The sequence below is a fragment of the Streptomyces sp. RLA123 genome, assembly GCF_056270165.1.
The window spans coordinates 1809362-1827487 of the sequence record NZ_JBWDOR010000003.1 but is presented as its reverse complement, the minus strand read 5'-3'; the positions used below and the strand labels follow the sequence as shown (position 1 = coordinate 1827487).

Below are 18126 nucleotides of genomic sequence, written 5' to 3'. Positions count from 1 at the left end.
GCGGGGGAGCGGGGATCAGAACAGGTCCACGACGCTGCCGACGGTCAGGTAGAGGGCGCCGGCGAACAGCGCGAGGGTGAGCAGGCCCAGTGCGGTGATGCCCGCGACCCGGGCGTACCAGCCGGTGCCGGAGACCACGTCGGGGTGGTCCGGGTCGTACGTGATCTCCACGCCCTTCGTGTCCCCCTCGACCTCGCGGCCCGAGCCCCGGTACTCGTGGACGACTCCCTTGAGATCGGTGAAGCGGTAGACCGTCACCGCGGAGGCCTCGCCGTCCTCGGGCTCCTCCCTGCGGTCGAGGACGGCGATCACCGTGATGCCGCGCCGGCGCAGCGCCAGGCCCTTGTCCAGCTCCATGAGGACTCCGGCCAGCGCGCCGACGCCGAAGAAGGCGGGCAGGATGCCGAGCCCCCACCGGAGCGCCCCCTCGCCGTCGATGAGCCGCCAGACGAGACCCGCGAGCCAGCCGAGTGCCAGGAGCAGACCGGTGACACCCATGACGGCGTCGCCCGGGGTCGACTCCTCGGTGGGCTTCGTGTCGTCCGCGGGACGTGCCCTGAGCGCCCTGGTGGAGGTCACCTCCACCAGGGCCGCGCCGTCCTGCCGGGGTTCGTGGGCGTCACGCGCGGGGAGCGCGGCGTTGACAGCCGCTGCGAACACCGACACGGCGCGGGAGTTGTGGTGCCTGACCAAGTGCACGGCCGCGGGCCCGCCCGCGGTGGTGAGGACGATCTCCGCGGTGCTGCCCTGCGGACCGGCCGCGCGGACCTCCTCGATCGCGGCCACCGGAATGCGGCGCCGCACATGTCCCTCGCTCAGCAGGATGTCCGCCCCGCCGAAGCGGGCGGCCACACCGCGCCCTCGCAGGACCAGTTCCGGCTGCTCGGTGGCGGATGCGTCGCTCGTCACGGGATCAATGTAGGGGGCCGCCGCGGGCCGCGGAACACCGTCGCGGCCACGGTTTGACGCGCGGTGCCTGATCTGGGTACAACCGTGCGAATCTGCTGTGCCGAATGCCGACAGGGGCTGTCAGTCGTGAGTGCCACGGACGCCGATCAGGGGACCCAGCCCCCGGTCACCACCTGCTACCGCCACACCAAGCGCGAGTCGTACGTTCGTTGCACGCGCTGCGACCGCTACATATGCCCGGACTGCATGCGCGAGGCGTCCGTCGGCCACCAGTGCCCCGAGTGCGTCCGCGAGGGCAACCGCAGCGTCCGCGAGGCCCGCACGGCCTTCGGCGGCAGGATCGCGACATCGGGCGTCCCCGTGGTGACCTACGCGCTGATCGCGCTGAACGTCGCCCTGTACGTGGCCGAGTTGCTGCGTCCGGAGATCGTCGTCCGGCTGGACGCCCTCGGGTCGGGCCTGCTCGGACCCGACGGGAACGGGTACGTCTACCACGGCGAGCCGGTGCCCCCGGGCTTCCGGGCGATCGGCGTCGCGCACGGCGAGTGGTACCGGCTCATCACCTCGGCATTCCTCCATCTCAGCCCGACCGGGGGGCGCTTCGGCGTCACCCACATCCTCTTCAACATGGCGGCGCTCTGGAACATCGGCCGCGTCGTCGAGGGCCAACTCGGACGCGCCCGCTACCTGGGGCTCTACCTGCTCGCCGCTCTCGGCGGCGGCGTCGCGGAGTACGTGCTCGCCCCGTACACCCCCGCGCTCGGGGCTTCCGGGGCCGTCTTCGGTCTCGGCGCCGCGTACTACGTCCTCAGCCGGCGCCTGCGCTACGACCCCCTCGGCGGCAACCGGCTGATCGTCACGCTGCTGGTGTGGCTGGTGATCTCCGCGGCCATCACCTCCTGGCAGGGCCACCTCGGCGGCCTGCTCACCGGCGGCGCGGTCGGCCTGGTCATCGCCTACGCCCCCGCCCGGCACCGGACCCTCGTCCAGGCGCTGGGCGCGGCAGCCGTCCTGATCGCGTTGGTGGTGCTGGTGGTGGTGAAGACGTCCCAACTCATCGGGGTCGCATAGGGCGAGCCCCCGGCGGGGCAGGATGTGAAGAGCGTCATGCGCAGGGGCGGTGTCCCCACCGGGTCCGGCCCCCAGTAGACTGTAGACGAAAGCCAGTCATCCCCGGAAAGGTTGGGGGCCGAGATGCTGTCCACTGGGCTGTCGCAGGGATCCGTGCCCAAACTGGAGCGTCCAGGACCCCTGCGCGAGCGGGTGTACGAGGCGCTGCTCGAACTCATCATCACCCGGGCCCTGAGCCCCGGTCAGCATCTGGTGGAGACCGAACTGGCCGGCCACCTCGGGGTGTCCCGCCAGCCCGTGCGCGAGGCGCTGCAGCGGCTGAACACCGAGGGATGGGTCGATCTGCGCCCGGCGCAGGGGGCGTTCGTCCACGAGCCCACCGAGGAGGAGGCCGACCAGCTCCTCGTCGTCCGCGCGCTGCTGGAGACCGAGGCCGCGCGCCTCGCCGCAGCCAACGCCGGTGCCCAGGGGCTGAAGCGGCTGGCCGAGCTGTGCGCGACGGGCGAGGCCGCGGTCGCGGCGGACGACGTGGACGCAGTGGTGGCGGCGAACGCCGCCCTCCACGCCTACGTGATGGAGCTGGCCGGGAACGCGGTCCTCGCCGAGCTCTCCCGGCAGGTCGACCGGCGGGTGCGCTGGTACTACACCCCGGTCGCCCGGCAGCGCGGCATGCAGTCCTGGATCGAGCACCGTGAGCTGATCGGGGCCATCGCCGCGCGCGACGCGGCGCGGGCGAGCGAGGTCATGCGCGCCCACACCGAGCAGACCCGGAACTCCTACCACCACCGCGCCGGCAAGGACTGAGCGCGGCCCCCGGTCCGGCCCGCCGGATCAGAGCAGCGCTTCGCCCTCGAAGTAGCCGAGCCGCTCCCGGTACAGCTCCAGGTTGAGGCCGTTCGGGTCACGGATGTACAGGCTGTTGTCCACGCCCCGGTCCGGTCCGAGGTAGTCGGTGCCGGCCGCGTCCAGGCGCTCCTTCGCCGCGTCGAACTGCTCCGCCGTCACCGACAGCGCCATATGCTGCAGGCCGCCGATGGTCTCGTGCTGCTCGGGGTGCTCATGGCCGGGGAAGTCGAAGAAGCCGAGCAGATTCCCGTTGCCGATGTCGAAGAAGAAGTGGCTGGAACCCGCGTAGTCGCGGTTCTCCACCAGCTCCACCAGCGGGAAGCCCAGGAACTCCTGGTAGAAACCGATGGTCTCCTCGACGTCGCGGCAGATGAACGCCGCGTGGTGCACCCCCGCCGCCGTCGTCGCGGGCCGCTTGCCGGGCTCGCGCAGATAGGCCGCGCGCAGCTCCTCCCGTCGCGCCCGTACGGCTTCCAGCTCCTTGCCCTGCGGCTGACCCATGTCGTCCCGCCTTCCGTCCCCGCCGAAAATCCAGTGCGCCGGAACATATACCCGATTAGCCTCCGGCCATGGTGACCATCGACCGACTGGCGGCATTCGCCCTGGTATCGCTCCTGCTGGTGCTCATCCCGGGCCCCAGCGTGCTGTTCGTCATCGGCCGCGCGCTGGCCCACGGCCGCCGCGTGGCGCTGACCTCCGTCGCCGGCAACACGCTGGGCTCGTACGTCCTCGTCCTGGCCGTCGCGTTCGGCGTCGGCCCGGTCGTGGAACGCTCGGCGCTGCTGTTCGCCGCGCTGAAACTCGCGGGCGCCGCGTACCTGGTGTACCTGGGGGCCAAGGCGCTGCGGCACCGCAAGGCGCTCAGCATGGCCGCCGGGGAGACGGGGGCGGCGCGCGGCGTGCTGCGCACGCTGTCCGAGGGCTTCGTGGTCGGGGTGTCCAACCCCAAGACGATGGTGTTCTACGCGGCCGTCCTGCCGCAGTTCGTGGACCGCGCCGCCGGACACGTCACCGCGCAGATGCTGCTGCTCGGCCTGGTCTTCAACGTCATCGCGCTGGCCTCCGACAGCACCATGGGCCTGGTGGCCTCCGCGGCCCGCTCCTGGTTCGCCCGCTCGCCGCGCCGGCTGTCGATGGTGGGCGGCGCCGGGGGCCTGGCCATGATCGGCCTGGGCGTGACGGTCGCCGCGACGGGGCGTACCGACTGATCACCGCGCCGCTGGATAGGCTGGGCGGATGGACGACGGACACGCGGACGACGCAGTCGCACTGGAGCGCCTGCGCTACCTGCGCGGCAGTATCGACAACCTGGACGCGGCGCTGGTCCACCTGCTCGCGGAACGCTTCAAGGCGACCCAGCAGGTGGGCCAGTTGAAGGCCGCGTACGACATGCCGCCCGCCGACCCGCGGCGCGAGTCCGAGCAGATCGCGCGGCTGCGGCAGATGGCCGAGGAGGCGCACCTCGACCCGGCCTTCGCGGAGAAGTTCCTCAAGTTCATTGTCGAAGAGGTCATCCGGCACCACAAGGCGATCGCGGCCGACCGCTCCGGATGACTCCGCGTGGGCCTCAGCCGTGAGGTTCCACGGCTGAGGCTCCCGTCATGCCGTCCTGACTCCCCACCGGCCGGACGAGGCCGGCCGGGACGCGGAACCCGATGTCGCGGGCACCGCCCGGGTCACCGGGCCCACCGGGTTCTCCGCCGGCATCTCAGACCATCTCCCGGCTGATGGGCTGCGGGTTCGGCCGGATGTCCTTGACGCGGGGACGGCCCGGCTGCCGCAGCAGCAGCGACAGACCACCGGTGAACAGTCCGATGCAGCCGGCCAGGATGAACGCGCCGCCGTAGCCCCAGGCCCCCACCACGACACTGCCGACGCCCGCGCCGACCAGGCCGGAGACCAGCTTGGAGCTGTAGACCAAGCCGTAGTTGGAGGCGTTGTTGTTCTCCCCGAAGTAGTCCGCGGTCATCGCGGCGAACAACGGGAAGATCGCGCCGCCGCCGAAGCCCGAGATCATCGACGCCAGCAGGAACAGCGGCATGCTGCCCATCGAGCCGGAGAAGTAGACCGCGAACTGCGCCAGGCCCAGCACCACGCAGACGAACGTCAGGGTCTGCCGCCGCCCGTACCGGTCGGATATCCAGCCGATGACGCCGCGGCCGGTGCCGTTGACGATCGCCTTCAGGCTCATGGCGAGGGCCACGATGCCGCCCGCGAAGCCCATCTCGTCACCGAAGTCGACCTGGAACGAGATGCCGAAGATGTTCACGCCCGCCGTGCAGAGCAGGCAGAACCACATCAGCGGCAGGACGCCGGTCTTGACGGCCTCCATCGGGGTGTACTGCTTGACCGCCGGCGGGTTCTTCTCCAGCGCCCGGCGTACCCGGGGGTCGTCGGAGACCGCGAGCGGGTCGATGTGCGCGGGCCACCAGTTCTTCGGCGGGTCCTTGAAGAAGAAGCCGCTGACGGCGACGGCCAGCGCCAGGCCGATACCCACCACGACCAGGATGTTCTCGTAGTTGCCCAGGTCCATGTAGGACTTGAACAGGAAGATGAAGGGCACCGACCCGTAGGCGAAACCGCCGTTGACGAAGCCGGTCTTGCCGCCCTTGCGCTCCGGGTACCACTTGCCGACCATGTTGATGCAGGTCGCGTAGACGAAACCGGCGCCGCCACCACCGAAGAAGCCGAAGCCCAGGTACGCCCAGAAGACATTGGGCGCGTGGGCCAGCGACAGGTAGCCGACCAGGGTGCCTGCCGCGCCCAGCACCATCGCCGCGCGCGCCGACAGCGTGCCGTTCTCCCGCATCTTGCCGGCCGGGAAGGCCACCGCCGCCTGGAAGAGGATCCAGACGCCCAGCAGCCAGAAGATGTGCGCGCCGTGCCAGTTGTGCGCGTCGGAGAGCGTGTCCTCGGCGGAGGTGAACGCGTACTCCGAGGAGCTGATGGCCATCATGGCGACCCACGGCAGGATCACCATGGTCCACCGGGGCCGCCCCATGATCTGCCGGTCGGATTCACCGATCCGGTACGTGCGGCCGTTGCGGTCCGTCACCTCCGTGTACGTGCTGGGTGGTTGAGACGATGTTGATGACGCCATTGTCGTTCCCCTTGCCTCGTAAGAGCCGGGCCAGCGCCCCCTGGACGGTTCTCTTGTGGTGCTTCCGGGGCGGGCGGTCCGGCCGCGCGTGACGCGGTACCGGTGCCGCCCCTTGTGCTCCGCTCGCAAGCGGGAGCGACTGCCCGGTACGACGCCGTCCGGGCAGGATCGTTGCGGGCCGACTGCTCGGCCCGGGCGCGGCGGCTGGGCCGCGCTCGCGGAGGGACGTGCTCGCGGAGGAAGGTGCTCGCCGTCCCGTCCGCCTACGGCGGCGCACCGCCGGCGATGTTCCCGGCCGCGGGTGCGAAGTTGCCCTGGTGCATGGCGATTCGGGTCCTTCCGTTCGGGCCGGTGAGTGGATCCTTGGTGCGATTCCGTTCAGGAGTCTGTACATTGCATACAGCCGACGAATACTGTATGCAGACGTTTATCCCTCATCGGCCAGCCGGTGTCCAGAGGTGTGCACCGGATTCTCCGCCGACTCCAGTCAGGGCAGGTGAGTTTGACGATGGATCTGTTCGAGTACCAAGCACGGGAGCTCTTCGCGGGCCACGGCGTCCCCGTGCTCGACTCCTCCGTGGTGGACGACCCCGCGGCGGCCCGCACCGCGGCCGAGCGCCTGGGCGGACGCGTCGTGGTGAAGGCCCAGGTCAAGACCGGCGGCCGGGGCAAGGCGGGCGGGGTGAGACTCGCCAGTGACCCCGCGGACGCGGAGGCCCAGGCCCGCGCGATCCTCGGTATGGACATCAAGGGGCACACCGTCGGCACGGTCATGCTCACCGAGACCGCCGACATCCAGGACGAGTTCTACGTCGCCTACCTGCTCGACCGCGCGGAGCGCACCTTCCTCGCCATGGCCTCGGCCGAGGGCGGCATGGACATCGAGGAGGTCGCCGCCACCCGGCCCGGGGCCCTGGCCCGCATCCCCGTCGACGCCGACGAAGGCGTCACCGAGGAGAAGGCCCGCGAGATCGCCGCCGCCGGCGGCCTGCCGGACGAGGCCGTGCCGGTCCTGATCGCCCTGTGGGAGGTCTTCACCGAGGAGGACGCCCTCCTCGTCGAGGTCAACCCGCTGGTACGGACCGAGGACGGCCGCATCCTCGCCCTCGACGGCAAGGTGTCGCTCGACGCCAACGCCCGCTTCCGGCACCCCGCCCACGCGGCCTACGAGACCCCCGGCGAGGGCGACCCCTTGGAGGCCGCCGCCCGCGCCAAGGGCCTCAACTACGTCAAACTCGACGGCACGGTCGGCGTCATCGGCAACGGCGCGGGCCTCGTGATGAGCACCCTCGACGTGGTCGCCCACCACGGCGGCGCCCCCCGCCAACTTCCTCGACATCGGCGGCGGCGCCTCCGCCCAGGTCATGGCCGACGGCCTCGGTGTCATCCTCTCCGACCCCGACGTCACCTCCGTCCTCGTCAACGTCTTCGGCGGCATCACCGCCTGCGACGCCGTCGCCGACGGCATCGTGCGGGCCCTCGGCCTCGTCGACCTCACCAAGCCCCTCGTCGTGCGCCTCGACGGCAACAACGCCGAGCTCGGCCGGGCCGTCCTCGACGCCGCCGCGCCGTCGCTGGGGCCCCTCGTACAGCAGCTGGACACCATGGACGGCGCGGCCGCGCGGGCCGCCGCGCCCGCAAGGAGCTGATCGCGATGGCCATCTTCATCGACCGCAACAGCAAGGTGATCGTGCAGGGCATGACCGGTTCGGAGGGCATGAAGCACACCCGCCGCATGCTGGCCTCGGGCACGGACATCGTCGGCGGCGTCAACCCGCGCAAGGCCGGCACCCACGTGGAGTTCGACGGGCGCATCGTCCCGGTCTTCGGGTCGGTCAAGGAGGCGATCGGCGCCACGGGCGCGGACGTCAGCGTCGTCTTCGTCCCGCCGCCCTTCGTCCGCGCCGCCGTCGACGAGGCGGCCGACGCGGGGGCCCCTCTCGTCGTCGTCATCACCGAGGGCGTCCCCGTGCACGACACCGTCGGCTTCCGGGCCCGTGCCACCGCGGCCGGGACGCGCGTCATCGGCCCCAACTGCCCCGGCCTGATCAGCCCGGGGCAGTCCAATGCGGGCATCATCCCCGCCGACATCACCACCGCCGGACGCATCGGACTCGTCTCCAAGTCCGGCACCCTCACCTACCAGCTGATGTACGAGCTGCGCGATCTCGGCTTCTCCACCGCCGTCGGCATCGGCGGCGACCCGGTGATCGGCACCACCCACATCGACTGCCTGCGCGCCTTCCAGGACGACCCCGACACCGACCTCATCGTGATGATCGGCGAGATCGGCGGCGACGCCGAGGAGCGGGCCGCCTCCTACATCTCGCGCCTGGTCACCAAGCCCGTCGTCGGGTACGTCGCGGGCTTCACCGCCCCCGAGGGCAGGACCATGGGCCACGCGGGCGCCATCGTGTCCGGCTCGGCGGGCACCGCCCGGGCCAAGAAGGAGGCCCTGGAGGCGGCGGGTGTCGCCGTCGGCAGCACGCCCTCGGAAACCGCGCTCCTCGTCCGCGGGCTGCTGTGATGACGGGCACCGAGGACCTGCTCATCCGCCGGCACGACGTCGGGGCCGCCCTCGCGCCGCTCGACCCGAGGAAACGCGAGCCGCAGACCCGGGTCGCCATCCTCGCCTGCATGGACGCCCGGCTCGGCGTCGAGGCGATGTTCGGCCTGCGTCCGGGCGACGCCCATGTCATCCGCAACGCGGGCGGCTGCGTCACCGACGACGCGCTCCGCTCGCTCCGGCTGAGCCAGCTGCGCGAGGGCACCCGCGAGATCGTGCTGGTGCACCACGAGGACTGCACGGCCCTCAGCGATCCGGCCGAGGACCTGCGCACGTGCATGACCCGCGTCGAGGGCAACGCGCGACTGCCCCACACCGAGGCGGTGCGGGGATTCCTCTATACCCGCAGTGGCGCGCTGCGCGAGGTCCGTCTCCTGTGAGACCGGGTGGATGACCGCGGCCCTGGCACCGCACGCTCTCTGGCCCCCGCCGGCGGCGTGCGGTGCCGGGGTCCCGTTCCCGTACGCACACCCCTCCCGTCCAGCGGATACGCAGGTGAAACCCACCCCGAATCCTTGGTATCGTTGTCCATGTCGCCGCGGGGATACCCCGCGGTCGGACACCCGGTCCGGGTGGCGGAATGGCAGACGCGCTAGCTTGAGGTGCTAGTGCCCTTTATCGGGCGTGGGGGTTCAAGTCCCCCCTCGGACACAGCAGTCACAGCGATGGAAAACGCCGGCTGGGAGCGATCCCGGTCGGCTTTTGTGCGTTCCAGGGGTATACGGGGCCGCTGCACGGTCCGAGCGCACGGAACGGCCGGTCTCCCGGCCGCCCGTGGCGCTGCGGAGCGTGGCGGCCCCGTCGCCGGTCGTGTCCCTCAGAGCGCCTCCGGCAGCGCTGCCGTGCCCATTCCCTGGTGCACACGGTCGAGGAGCGTGGCGTAGGCGGCGATCATCCGCGTACGGCTGAAGCGTTCCCGGCTGTGGGCCAGGAAGGGGGCGAACTCCGCCCGGCGGTCGAAGGCATCGGCCCAGGCCGACGCGATCGCCTCCGGGTCCTGCGGGGTGATGATGCCGTGGCCGGCCACGATCGCGACCGTGTCCCCGACGTCGGTGGCGACCGGGACGGCGCCGCACATCATGCCCTCGATCAGGCACAGTGGCGCCGCCTCCCCCGAGGAGGACGTCAGGGCCACCACGTCGGAGGCCGCGTAGACGGTCTCCATGTCGCCCCGTACGCCGAGCAGATGGAGCCCGCGGGGAAGCCGGGCCCCGTCGCCGAAGGCGGCCGCGATGTCCGCGCGCAACGCGAGGTTGGCCTCGGTCATGCCCGCGCCGCACATCAGGATGTGCCCGGTGGGCTCGCGCCGCAGCCACGCCTGCGCGGCCCGCAGGAACAGCGGAACGTTCTTCATCGTGGCGTAGCGCGCGGCGAAGACGACCACCGGCGCGTGGTCCGGGACGCCCAATGTGGTGCGCAGCATGACCCGCCGCGCCGGGTCGGGGCGGAAGCGCAGCAGGTCCACCCCGTTCGGGATGACGTGCAGCAGTTCGCCCGGAATCCCGGCGGCCTCGTACGCGACGCGCGTGGACTCGGCGCAGCAGACGCAGGCCGCGATCCTGCCGCTCGCGACGGCGGCCTTCAGCTCCTCCAGGGCAGGGCCCTGATTCTCCGGGTCGGAGCGGTGCAGGCAGACCACGACGGGCCGCAGGGGCAGACCGGCCTGATTGAGCAGTTCCAGCGGCTGTTCCTTCAGCGACAGGATGACGTCGGCGGCTGCCGTCGCCCTGGCCGTCGCGGCCAGTTCCGGTCCGGTGAAGGCCGTCGGGCCCCCGGCCGGCCCGAAGCTGCGGCCCAGGGAGGCGACTTCCACACCGGCCGCGGTCAGCGACCGGTAGCAGGCGTCGTTCTCCATCGGCTGGCGAGTGGCCTCGCGGTGCACCTCTCCGTGCATGCTGAGCACGCTGTGGTGCTGGCCGCCCTCGCGCAGTCCGAGGACGACGTCGCTGTGCAGGATCCGGGCCCCACCGGAGAAGAAGCCCTCATAAACGGAGAGCACACGCAGTCCGTGCGTCACGCGCACACCATCACCCGCCTTGCAGAAGTTCTGAACGACCCCCGTGATCTGCGGGTTAGCCGATATCTGGGGGTATGGAGATGACGCGGTCCTGAACATGGCCCATCGCCTGGACGTACGATCGGTTGTCTCCGACCCAACAACCTGAACCGGGGTCCATACGGTGCCAAATCGGGCTCCCGTGGGGGCACCCAGAGGTGCGTGAATGCGGCGGTTCTGCCCGTTTGTGCGGGCGATCCGAGCGGGATTCCGCCAGGGAGGTCGATTCGGGCGTCCACGGAGGAATCGCACATATACTGCCGACGGACAGGAAACTTCCGTGATGAGCAGCCGGACAGTCACAGGCCACGACCGCGCAACGGTCCCCGCCCGGAGCCTGGGCGGCGATCTGGCGACGGTGATCCACCGTGCTCTCCGCGATGCCGCGGACCGGCTGGACGGCGTTGCGGCGGCCGTCTACCTCCTGGCCGAGGACGGCAGCGAACTCGAGGCGGCCATGATCGGCGGCAGCTCGCCGTCGGTGTTCACCCTCCCGGGACACATGGCGCTGGACGCCCCCTACGCCTCCGCACGCGCCCTGGCCGCCGAGGAGGTCGTGGTCCTGACCGATCTGGATCCGCAGATCGACGTCCGGCGCGATCTGCCGCTCGATCTCCCGCACTACCCCTTCGCCGTCGCCGCTGCCCCGCTCGTCACCGACGGCGTGCGCTTCGGCGCGCTGTCCGTGCTCCGTCCGGAGACCCGGGGCGGCTACGACGGCGCCGACCGCGCGCGGCTGGCGGTGCTCGGCGACCGCCTCGCGCAGACCTTCGCCGTGCTCGCCGCGCACGGCACGGCGATCGTGCCGGGGCACATGCCCGTCCTGGCCCCCATCGTCCGTGCCGGCTACGCCGAAACGGTGGACGAGGCGGCCGGCGACGTCCTGTGGGGGGTGCGCGGCGTCCCCGGTTCCGCGGGTCTGAGCCTCATGTACCCCCTGCGACGGCTGTCCGAGATGGTCAACCAGGCCACGACCCTGGACCAGCTCGTCGGGGCGGCGCGGTTCTGCGTCATGGCCCCGTTCCACGCCAGGGCCCTGGTGCTGGCGTCCGTCGGCCGGGGCCGCCTCTGGGTCGTGGGGCACAGTGGGGCCTCCTCGGAACTGGCCCGGACCCTCCACGGCAGCGGGCTGCACACCACGGAACCGGCGGCGGAGGCGGTACGGCGGCGGGCGCTGGTCGTCGCCGGTGGCTGCACTCCGCTCGCGGCGGGACCCCTTCTCCCCGACGACGGGTCCCCTTCCGCGGCCTACCTCCCTCTCGTCGGGAACCGCCACGTCATCGACCTCCCCTTCATCGGGAAGGACCAGGTCGTCGGTGTGTGCTGCCTGGAGTTCGGCGGACCGCGCCGCTTCTCGCCCGAGGAGAGGGCCGTTCTGTCGATGATGGCGGGTTCCATGGGCCCGGCCGTCGAACGGGTGGAACTGGGCCGCAAGCGGCACGCACTCGCCGAGAGCCTGCAGAAGCGGCTGCTTCCCCCGGTGCTCTCGGAGTCGCCCCAGCTGACGACGACGGCCCGCTACCAGCCCGCCGTGGCCGCGTCCGAGGTCGGCGGCGACTGGTACGACGTGATCGATCTGCCGGGCCGGCGCGCCGTGCTGGTGGTGGGCGACGTGGAGGGGCACTCGATCGAGAGCGCGGCCCTCATGGGCCAGTTGCGCGGAGCGGTGGTGGCCTACGTCACCGAGGGGCACCGGCCCGCCGCGGTCATCGACCGGACCGGCAGACTGCTCGCACGGCTCGGCACCGACCTGCTCGCCACCTGCTGCGTCATCGCCCTGGACACCGTTGACGGTGTGGCCGAGGTGGCCCTCGCGGGCCATCCACCGCCGCTCGTCATGGGTCCCGACGGAGTCGTCACCGTCCTGGAGGCCCCCTCCAACGTGCCCCTCGGCGTCTCCGTCCCCGCCGCCTGCCGTGCGCGGGAGCACACCGTCGCGCCGGGGTCGGTGCTCATGCTGTACTCCGACGGTCTGGTGGACCCGTGTGCCCCGGACCCCACCGTCGCCGCGGCCGCCTTGTTCCGTAGCGGCAGCACGGCGGGAGCCAATCTCGAAGAGATCGCCGACGGCGTCGTCGCCGAGACGCCGGGGTTCCACGACCGCCGCGACGACGCCGTGCTGCTGCTGGCCGGTTTCGAGGGCGCCGGCGTCCGCGACGCGTCCCGGACGGGACACCTGCACCTCCAGGAGCACGACCTGCTGGGCGTCAAGACGGCCCGGGGCTTCGTGGACGACTCGCTGCGCGCCTGGGGCCTGGAGGAGATGTCGGAGGACCTCCAGCTCGTCGCCTCCGAGGTCGTGACCAACGCGCTCATCCACGCGGGCAGTGACGTCGACGTACGGCTGCGCGCCTTCGGCGACAACATCCGCATGGAGGTCCGGGACTCCGACAGCGACCCGCCCGTCCCCTCGGCCTTCTCCCTGACCGAGGAGGGCAGTTCCCAGGCCGAGTCCGGACGCGGCCTCTTCCTCGTCGACGCCCTGGCCAGCGCGTGGAACAGCTCGCCGAACGGGCGCGGCAAGACCGTCTGGCTGGAGATGGCGATCCCGGGCGCCTGAGGCCGCCCACGGGCCCGGGAGGGCCCTCCTGGCCCGGACCGGCCCGGACGCCGGCTGAGGGGCGGCGCACCCGTCAGCCGGCGTCCGGGCCGGTCCCGGGCTACCGGCGCGACGCCGTCGCCGCCGGCTCCCGGGGCGTGGTGGCCGCGCCGCGGTAGAAGTCGGCCGCGGTGAAGCCGGCGGGGACGCCGAGCTCGGCGGCGACCGCGGCGATCGCCGTGCCGCCGACGGCGAGGTCGGCCTGCCCGTCGACGGTGAAGTACGGCGCGATGAACGTCTCGTAGTGGGTGCGGACCTCGTCCTCGGTGTGTCCGCCGAGGAACGTCCGCATGTGCCGCACCGTGGTATCGGGGTCGTTGTGGATCACCAGGAGGGCCCGCCGGTGGGCTCGTACGACGGCCTGGACGGCGGGACCGTCCGGGTCGGTGTACGTGGGGTCGACGGCCACGCCCACCGTGGGGATCCGGAAGTGGCCGCCGACCCAGGCCAGCACCCGCCAGCCGTGCTCGGCGGCCACCGCCTCCGGCGCCATGGTGCTGCCGACCAGGGCGGCGTCGAGGCTGCCGTCGCGCAGGCCGCGCAGGTCCAAGCCGTAGTCGCCGGGCATCCGGACGACGGTGTCGATGTCGCGGTCCGGGTCGAGGCCGGCCTCGCGCAGCACGATCCGGGTGAAGCACCCCGGCGCGGTGCGGGGGGCGTGCACCGCCAGCCGCCGGCCGGCCAGGTCGGCGAGGGAGGTCAGGCCGGGGCGGGCGAGGAACCAGAACAGCGGGCGGTGGGTGTTGACATTGAGGGCGACCCAGGGGGTGCCGTCGGTCAGCCGCGACAGCAGGGCCCTGCCGAGCCCGATGGTGGCGCCGCGGCGCAGCCGCTCGTCGTCCCAGCCGCAGCCGTCGCGCAGCGAGACGTGGACGCCCTCGTCGGCGTAGTAGCCCTCCTGGTCGGCGATGTAGGCGGCCAGTTCCTCGTGCAGGCCCCGCCCGACATAGGCGAGATCGATGGTGTGCATGAACACCCTTCCTTGATCGTGTCACCGCCCTTCGCCCGCGTGTCGCGGGCGTCGCGGCGGCCATGGGTGCGAGGGCGGCGGCGCCTCAGTGCATGGACATCCCGCCGTTGACCGCGGCCGTCGTGCCGGTCATGAAGGCGTTGTCCTCGCCGGCGTAGAAGGCGACCGCCTCGGCGACGTCGGCCGGGTGCGCGAGCCGGCCCATGGGGGTGGCGGCGATCTGCCGCTGCTTGAGCGCGTCGTCCAGCACGTCCGCCGCCATGCGGGTGTCGTCCACCGGTCCGGGAGCGACGACGTTGACCGTGATGCCGTGCGGCCCCAGTTCCTGGGCGAGGTAGCGGGCGAACTGCTCCAGCGCGGCCTTGGCCGTGCCCAGCGCGATCATGCCCTCCCGGGGCCGGCGGCTGAGGCCGGTGCCGAGGTAGACGATGCGTCCCCACCCCTGCTCGGTCATGGCGGGCAGGACGGCCTTCGTGACCGCGAACGCCGCGTGCATCTCGCCGTCGATCTTGCCGCCCAGTTCGTCCCACGTCATGTCCTGGAAGGACCTGACCGCGTAGGGGATGAGCGCGTTGTGCACGAGCACGTCGACGCCGCCCCACGCCGTCCGGACCTGCTCGACCATGCCCTCGACGGCCGCCGGCTCGCGGACATCGGCCCGTACGGCCATGGCCTGGCCGCCCGCCGCCTCGATGCCCGCCACCACGTCCGCGGCCGCCTTGTCGCTGCGGAGGTAGTTGACCACCACGCGCATCCCCCGCGCGGCCAGAAGGCCCGCGGTGGCGGCGCCGATTCCGCTGCTGGCGCCCGTCACCAATGCCACCCTGCCGGTTGCCCCAGTCATGGGCCCACTTCCTCCTCGTCGTCGCGGGCCGTCGCGATGACCGCCCCGGATTGTTCGTCGCCGGCGCCGGGACGTGCCGGGCGGATCGCCCCGTAGAGCACGGTGTCGACGGTCGCCCGCAGCAGATCCGCCGCGGTGCACTCCAGTTCGCCCGGCAACCGCGAGGTGAGCAACCGCTCCAGCGCGCCGCGGGTGATCTCACCGATCAGCTCGGGCGGCGCCGGCAGCAGACCCCGCCGGTGTCCGTCCCGGAACAGTTCGTCGAGCGGCCGGTGGATCACCGCGTCCGCCCGCTGCTTTACGTACTGGCGAAGCATCACATCGCCTCGCCCCGCAGCGAGCTGAGCCGCGCCGATCCGCCCGAGTTCGGTGCCGGCCGCGATCAGGAACCGCTGGATCCGCACACCGAACGGCCGGCCCCGCGCCTCCTCTGCCGCCGCCGCCAAGGTGCGCTCCACCGCCGCGAACTGCCGGTCCAGCACCTCCGTCAGCAGGCTCCGCATGTCGGGGAAGTGGCGGTAGATCGTCTTCTTGCTCATCCCGAGCTCGCGAGCGAGATCGTCCATGCTCACGGACGCGAAGCCCGGCGCGAAGAACAGCCGGCCGGCCGCCTCCACGATCACGTCGGCACGCTGCGCGTCACGTGGGGAAACTGGCGAAACTCCCATAGTTTCCATGGTATCCAGCGTGATCGTCCGTCCTCCTGCTGTCAAGGGACCCCTTTCCTTTCGAATCCGTCCGCCGTCGGCAACGCGCCGGCAGGCACCGCCCACGTCACGGAAATGGGCGGGAATTCGGCCGGCTTTCGCACTGTTCCCGCCGGTGACGCGGTGATCACGGGTACGGTGACACCCCCGGACGCGTCCGGGGCGTTCCCGTCCCGCCTGGACGGCACATGGTTCAACGCCCCGGTGCCCGCCCGCATCCCGCAGATGAGTGATATCGGACGGGATCCCCGGGTGACCCGGTGGGGGAGCGTCGCGCGAACAAGGTATTCCGCGGCCTGTCACCGTTATCGCCCGTGCATTCCGTTGACGCGCGATCTGCGAGTGCCGACGCTTTCATCCATTAACGGAGAAGCGGCAGGACCGAGGGAATTCTTATGAAGACATTCGTGCACCGGGGACAGATCACGAAGGTGGTTTTCGGCAGTGGTACGCGCAGCCGTGTCCCCGAAGAGGCCGAAGCCCTCGGATGCCGGCGGGTGCTCATCCTGTGCACGCCCGGTCAAGTGGACCAGGCGGCGGAGATACGCGACCTGCTGGGCGCGGTGGCCGTGGGAACGTTCACCGGAGCCGCCCCGCACACCCCGGTCGAGGTCACGAAGAAGGCGGTCGCGTACGCCGCGGCGGTGGGAGCGGACTGCGTGCTCGCCATCGGGGGCGGTTCGACCATCGGCCTCGGCAAGGCGATCGCCGCGCGGACCGGGCTGCCGCAGCTGGCGCTGCCCACCACCTACGCGGGCTCGGAGATGACGCCGATCCTCGGCGAGACCGAGGGCCGCGCCAAGACGACCCGGCGGCTGCCGGACGTGCTGCTCAGGACGGTGGTGTACGACGTCGACCTGACGCTCACTTTTCCCGCGGCGGCATCGGTGGTCAGCGGCATCAACGCGATGGCGCACGCCGTGGAGGCCCTGTACGCACAGGACCGGGACCCCCTCGCCTTCCTGATGGCCGGTGAGGCGCTCGACTCCCTCGCCCGGTCCCTTCCGGCCGTCGCCCGGCGGCCCGACGACGGCGAGGCGCGGGCCGACGCCCTCTACGGGGCGTGGCTGGCGGGCACGTGCCTCGGCACGGTGGGCATGGCCCTGCACCACAAGGTGTGCCATGTGCTGGGCGGCACCTTCGGCCTCCCGCACGCCGAGGCCCACGCGGTCGTCCTGCCGCACGTCGTCGCCCACAACGCGCCGGCGGCTCCCGAGGCCATGGCACGCATCGCGCGGGCGCTGCCGGGGGACGACGCCGCGAGCGCCCTCTTCGACTTCGCCGGGGGTCTGGGCGCCCCGACGGCACTGCGGGACCTCGGCATGCCCGAAGCGGGGATCGACGAGGCGGCCGGCCTCGTCGTGCGGGACGGCTACTGGAATCCGCGGCCGGTGGACCGGGAGGCCGTCCGTGACGTCCTGACCCGTGCCTGGGCCGGGGACAGACCGTGCACGCCGCCCGGCGACGGGCATCCCCGGACCGACTCCGCCATCGAACACTCACTCACCACGGGAGCGCGCCATGCGTGATCTGACCAGCGACACCATCACCGAGGCCGTGATCTCGACCATGCGGGACGCCAAGGACGCCCGTGTCGCGGAGATCCTGGAATCACTGGTACGCCACCTCCACTCCTTCGTCCGCGATGTCGGGCTGACGGAGGAGGAGTGGGCGCGGGGAGTGGACTTCCTGACCCGCACCGGGCAGACGTGCACGCCGGCGCGCCAGGAGTTCATCCTGCTGTCCGACGTGCTGGGCGTCACCATGCTGGTCGACGCCCTGGGCAACCGGCGCGCCGCCGAGGCCACGCAGAACAGCGTCCTGGGCCCCTACTTCAGGGAGGACAGGCCGCGGTCAGCCGATGCCGCCGACATCTCCGGCGGCCTGCCCGGTACCCCGTTGTTCTTCGAGGGACGGGTCGTGGACCGCGAGGGGGCACCGGTGAGCGGCGCCGCGGTGGACGTCTGGCACAGCGACGCGGAGGGCCATTACGACGTCGACGTGCCCGGGCAGGTCGAACCGGCCATGCGCGCGCTGTTCAGGACCGACGAGGCGGGGCACTTCGGCTTCCGCTCCATCCGCCCGTCCAGCTACCCGATACCCGGCGACGGCCCGGTCGGCGAACTCATGGGCGCGGCCGGCAGGTCGCTCATGCGCCCGGCCCATGTGCACGTGCTGATCGAGGCTCCGGGATTCCAGCGCGTGACCACCATGCTGTTCCCCTCGGACGACGCCTATCTGGACTCCGACCCGGTGTTCGGGGTCAAGGAGTCGCTGATCGAGTCCTACGACACCTACGCGCCCGACGCCGGTCCCTGCCGCGGGTTGGCCGACGAGCCGTACACCCTGCTGAGCCACACCTTCGTCGTCGAACACCTCCCCGCGGACTGAATGCCACCGCCGCGGCGCGTCCGGCACAGGACGCCGGCACCGCGGGCCTCGAACCACACCACGGACA

General features: G+C 71.8%; 16 protein-coding genes, 1 tRNA gene and 1 pseudogene. 11 read left to right on the top strand and 7 right to left on the bottom strand.

Annotated elements, in window-relative coordinates; all coding sequences use genetic code 11:
* Nucleotides 1-15 precede the first annotated feature (15 nt).
* Nucleotides 16-909 carry a hypothetical protein gene (locus RV983_RS08245; RefSeq protein ID WP_475985124.1) on the bottom strand — a complete coding sequence of 298 codons (894 nt, stop codon included), beginning with the start codon at nucleotides 907-909 and terminating at the stop codon, nucleotides 16-18.
* A gap of 126 nt (nucleotides 910-1035) precedes the next feature.
* Here RV983_RS08245 and RV983_RS08240 point away from each other — a divergent pair, with 126 nt between their 5' ends.
* Together RV983_RS08240 and RV983_RS08235 are read left to right on the top strand one after the other, a co-directional pair.
* Complete coding sequence (locus tag RV983_RS08240) at nucleotides 1036-1980, top strand: rhomboid family intramembrane serine protease (protein ID WP_475985123.1); 945 nt, start codon at nucleotides 1036-1038, stop codon at nucleotides 1978-1980.
* Between the two features lie 123 nt (nucleotides 1981-2103).
* Complete coding sequence (locus RV983_RS08235) at nucleotides 2104-2784, top strand: GntR family transcriptional regulator (RefSeq protein ID WP_475985122.1); 681 nt, start codon at nucleotides 2104-2106, stop codon at nucleotides 2782-2784.
* Between the two features lie 27 nt (nucleotides 2785-2811).
* On the opposite strand, the gene RV983_RS08230 is transcribed toward RV983_RS08235, so the two are convergent.
* Nucleotides 2812-3327 (bottom strand): VOC family protein, encoded by a 516-nt coding sequence (locus RV983_RS08230; RefSeq protein ID WP_475985121.1) that lies wholly within the window; start codon nucleotides 3325-3327, stop codon nucleotides 2812-2814.
* Between the two features lie 68 nt (nucleotides 3328-3395).
* Here RV983_RS08230 and RV983_RS08225 point away from each other — a divergent pair, with 68 nt between their 5' ends.
* Entirely contained in the window at nucleotides 3396-4034 is a 639-nt protein-coding gene (locus RV983_RS08225; RefSeq protein ID WP_475985120.1) for a LysE family translocator, read from the top strand.
* A 28-nt stretch (nucleotides 4035-4062) separates the two neighbouring features.
* Entirely contained in the window at nucleotides 4063-4380 is a 318-nt protein-coding gene (locus tag RV983_RS08220) for a chorismate mutase (RefSeq protein WP_475985119.1), read from the top strand.
* Nucleotides 4381-4534: 154 nt separating this feature from the next.
* Here the strand turns inward: RV983_RS08220 and RV983_RS08215 are convergent, their stop codons facing one another.
* Nucleotides 4535-5926, bottom strand: a complete 1392-nt coding sequence (locus RV983_RS08215) for an OFA family MFS transporter (protein ID WP_475985118.1) — start codon at nucleotides 5924-5926, stop codon at nucleotides 4535-4537.
* Nucleotides 5927-6434: 508 nt separating this feature from the next.
* On the opposite strand from RV983_RS08215, the pseudogene sucC reads away from it, so the two are divergent.
* From sucC to RV983_RS08195, 4 genes and pseudogenes are all read left to right on the top strand, one after another.
* A pseudogene (sucC, locus tag RV983_RS08210) lies at nucleotides 6435-7575 on the top strand (ADP-forming succinate--CoA ligase subunit beta).
* Between the two features lie 5 nt (nucleotides 7576-7580).
* A complete protein-coding gene (gene sucD, locus RV983_RS08205) occupies nucleotides 7581-8453 on the top strand; it encodes a succinate--CoA ligase subunit alpha (RefSeq protein WP_475985117.1) in 873 nt (290 codons plus the stop codon).
* Complete coding sequence (locus RV983_RS08200) at nucleotides 8453-8872, top strand: beta-class carbonic anhydrase (protein WP_475985116.1); 420 nt, start codon at nucleotides 8453-8455, stop codon at nucleotides 8870-8872. Before sucD ends, RV983_RS08200 begins: the two co-directional genes overlap by 1 nt.
* Before the next feature lie 186 nt (nucleotides 8873-9058).
* Nucleotides 9059-9143: transfer RNA gene (locus RV983_RS08195), tRNA-Leu, on the top strand.
* A 166-nt stretch (nucleotides 9144-9309) separates the two neighbouring features.
* Here RV983_RS08195 and RV983_RS08190 read toward each other — a convergent pair.
* Entirely contained in the window at nucleotides 9310-10491 is a 1182-nt protein-coding gene (locus tag RV983_RS08190; RefSeq protein ID WP_475990252.1) for a glycosyltransferase, read from the bottom strand.
* Nucleotides 10492-10831: 340 nt separating this feature from the next.
* Between RV983_RS08190 and RV983_RS08185 the strand changes: the two genes are divergently transcribed.
* A complete protein-coding gene (locus RV983_RS08185) occupies nucleotides 10832-13108 on the top strand; it encodes a SpoIIE family protein phosphatase (RefSeq protein ID WP_475985115.1) in 2277 nt (758 codons plus the stop codon).
* Between the two features lie 100 nt (nucleotides 13109-13208).
* Here RV983_RS08185 and RV983_RS08180 read toward each other — a convergent pair whose 3' ends face one another.
* The 3 genes from RV983_RS08180 to RV983_RS08170 form a co-directional block, all read right to left on the bottom strand.
* Nucleotides 13209-14117: an ABC transporter substrate-binding protein gene (locus tag RV983_RS08180; protein ID WP_475985114.1), complete on the bottom strand. Its 909-nt coding sequence runs from the start codon at nucleotides 14115-14117 to the stop codon at nucleotides 13209-13211.
* A gap of 85 nt (nucleotides 14118-14202) precedes the next feature.
* A complete protein-coding gene (locus RV983_RS08175) occupies nucleotides 14203-14961 on the bottom strand; it encodes an SDR family NAD(P)-dependent oxidoreductase (protein WP_475985113.1) in 759 nt (252 codons plus the stop codon).
* Nucleotides 14958-15629, bottom strand: coding sequence for a TetR/AcrR family transcriptional regulator (locus RV983_RS08170; RefSeq protein ID WP_475985112.1), 672 nt, complete (start codon nucleotides 15627-15629; stop codon nucleotides 14958-14960). The genes RV983_RS08175 and RV983_RS08170 overlap by 4 nt, the downstream gene beginning before the upstream one ends.
* A gap of 434 nt (nucleotides 15630-16063) precedes the next feature.
* Here RV983_RS08170 and RV983_RS08165 point away from each other — a divergent pair, with 434 nt between their 5' ends.
* Both RV983_RS08165 and RV983_RS08160 read left to right on the top strand, forming a co-directional pair.
* Complete coding sequence (locus RV983_RS08165) at nucleotides 16064-17197, top strand: maleylacetate reductase (RefSeq protein WP_475985111.1); 1134 nt, start codon at nucleotides 16064-16066, stop codon at nucleotides 17195-17197.
* Nucleotides 17190-18059, top strand: coding sequence for a dioxygenase family protein (locus tag RV983_RS08160; protein WP_475985110.1), 870 nt, complete (start codon nucleotides 17190-17192; stop codon nucleotides 18057-18059). Before RV983_RS08165 ends, RV983_RS08160 begins: the two co-directional genes overlap by 8 nt.
* Nucleotides 18060-18126: the final 67 nt, after the last annotated feature.

Excerpts from the sequence above, each read along its gene's own strand:
- RV983_RS08235 (WP_475985122.1), top strand. The coding sequence starts at position 2,104 with ATGCTGTCCACTGGGCTGTCGCAGGGATCCGTGCCCAAACTGGAGCGT.
- RV983_RS08230 (WP_475985121.1), bottom strand. The coding sequence starts at position 3,327 with ATGGGTCAGCCGCAGGGCAAGGAGCTGGAAGCCGTACGGGCGCGACGG.
- RV983_RS08225 (WP_475985120.1), top strand. The coding sequence starts at position 3,396 with ATGGTGACCATCGACCGACTGGCGGCATTCGCCCTGGTATCGCTCCTG.
- RV983_RS08220 (WP_475985119.1), top strand. The coding sequence starts at position 4,063 with ATGGACGACGGACACGCGGACGACGCAGTCGCACTGGAGCGCCTGCGC.
- RV983_RS08215 (WP_475985118.1), bottom strand. The coding sequence starts at position 5,926 with ATGGCGTCATCAACATCGTCTCAACCACCCAGCACGTACACGGAGGTG.
- sucD (WP_475985117.1), top strand. The coding sequence starts at position 7,581 with ATGGCCATCTTCATCGACCGCAACAGCAAGGTGATCGTGCAGGGCATG.
- RV983_RS08200 (WP_475985116.1), top strand. The coding sequence starts at position 8,453 with ATGACGGGCACCGAGGACCTGCTCATCCGCCGGCACGACGTCGGGGCC.
- RV983_RS08185 (WP_475985115.1), top strand. The coding sequence starts at position 10,832 with ATGAGCAGCCGGACAGTCACAGGCCACGACCGCGCAACGGTCCCCGCC.
- RV983_RS08180 (WP_475985114.1), bottom strand. The coding sequence starts at position 14,117 with ATGCACACCATCGATCTCGCCTATGTCGGGCGGGGCCTGCACGAGGAA.
- RV983_RS08175 (WP_475985113.1), bottom strand. The coding sequence starts at position 14,961 with ATGACTGGGGCAACCGGCAGGGTGGCATTGGTGACGGGCGCCAGCAGC.
- RV983_RS08170 (WP_475985112.1), bottom strand. The coding sequence starts at position 15,629 with ATGGGAGTTTCGCCAGTTTCCCCACGTGACGCGCAGCGTGCCGACGTG.
- RV983_RS08165 (WP_475985111.1), top strand. The coding sequence starts at position 16,064 with ATGAAGACATTCGTGCACCGGGGACAGATCACGAAGGTGGTTTTCGGC.
- RV983_RS08160 (WP_475985110.1), top strand. The coding sequence starts at position 17,190 with ATGCGTGATCTGACCAGCGACACCATCACCGAGGCCGTGATCTCGACC.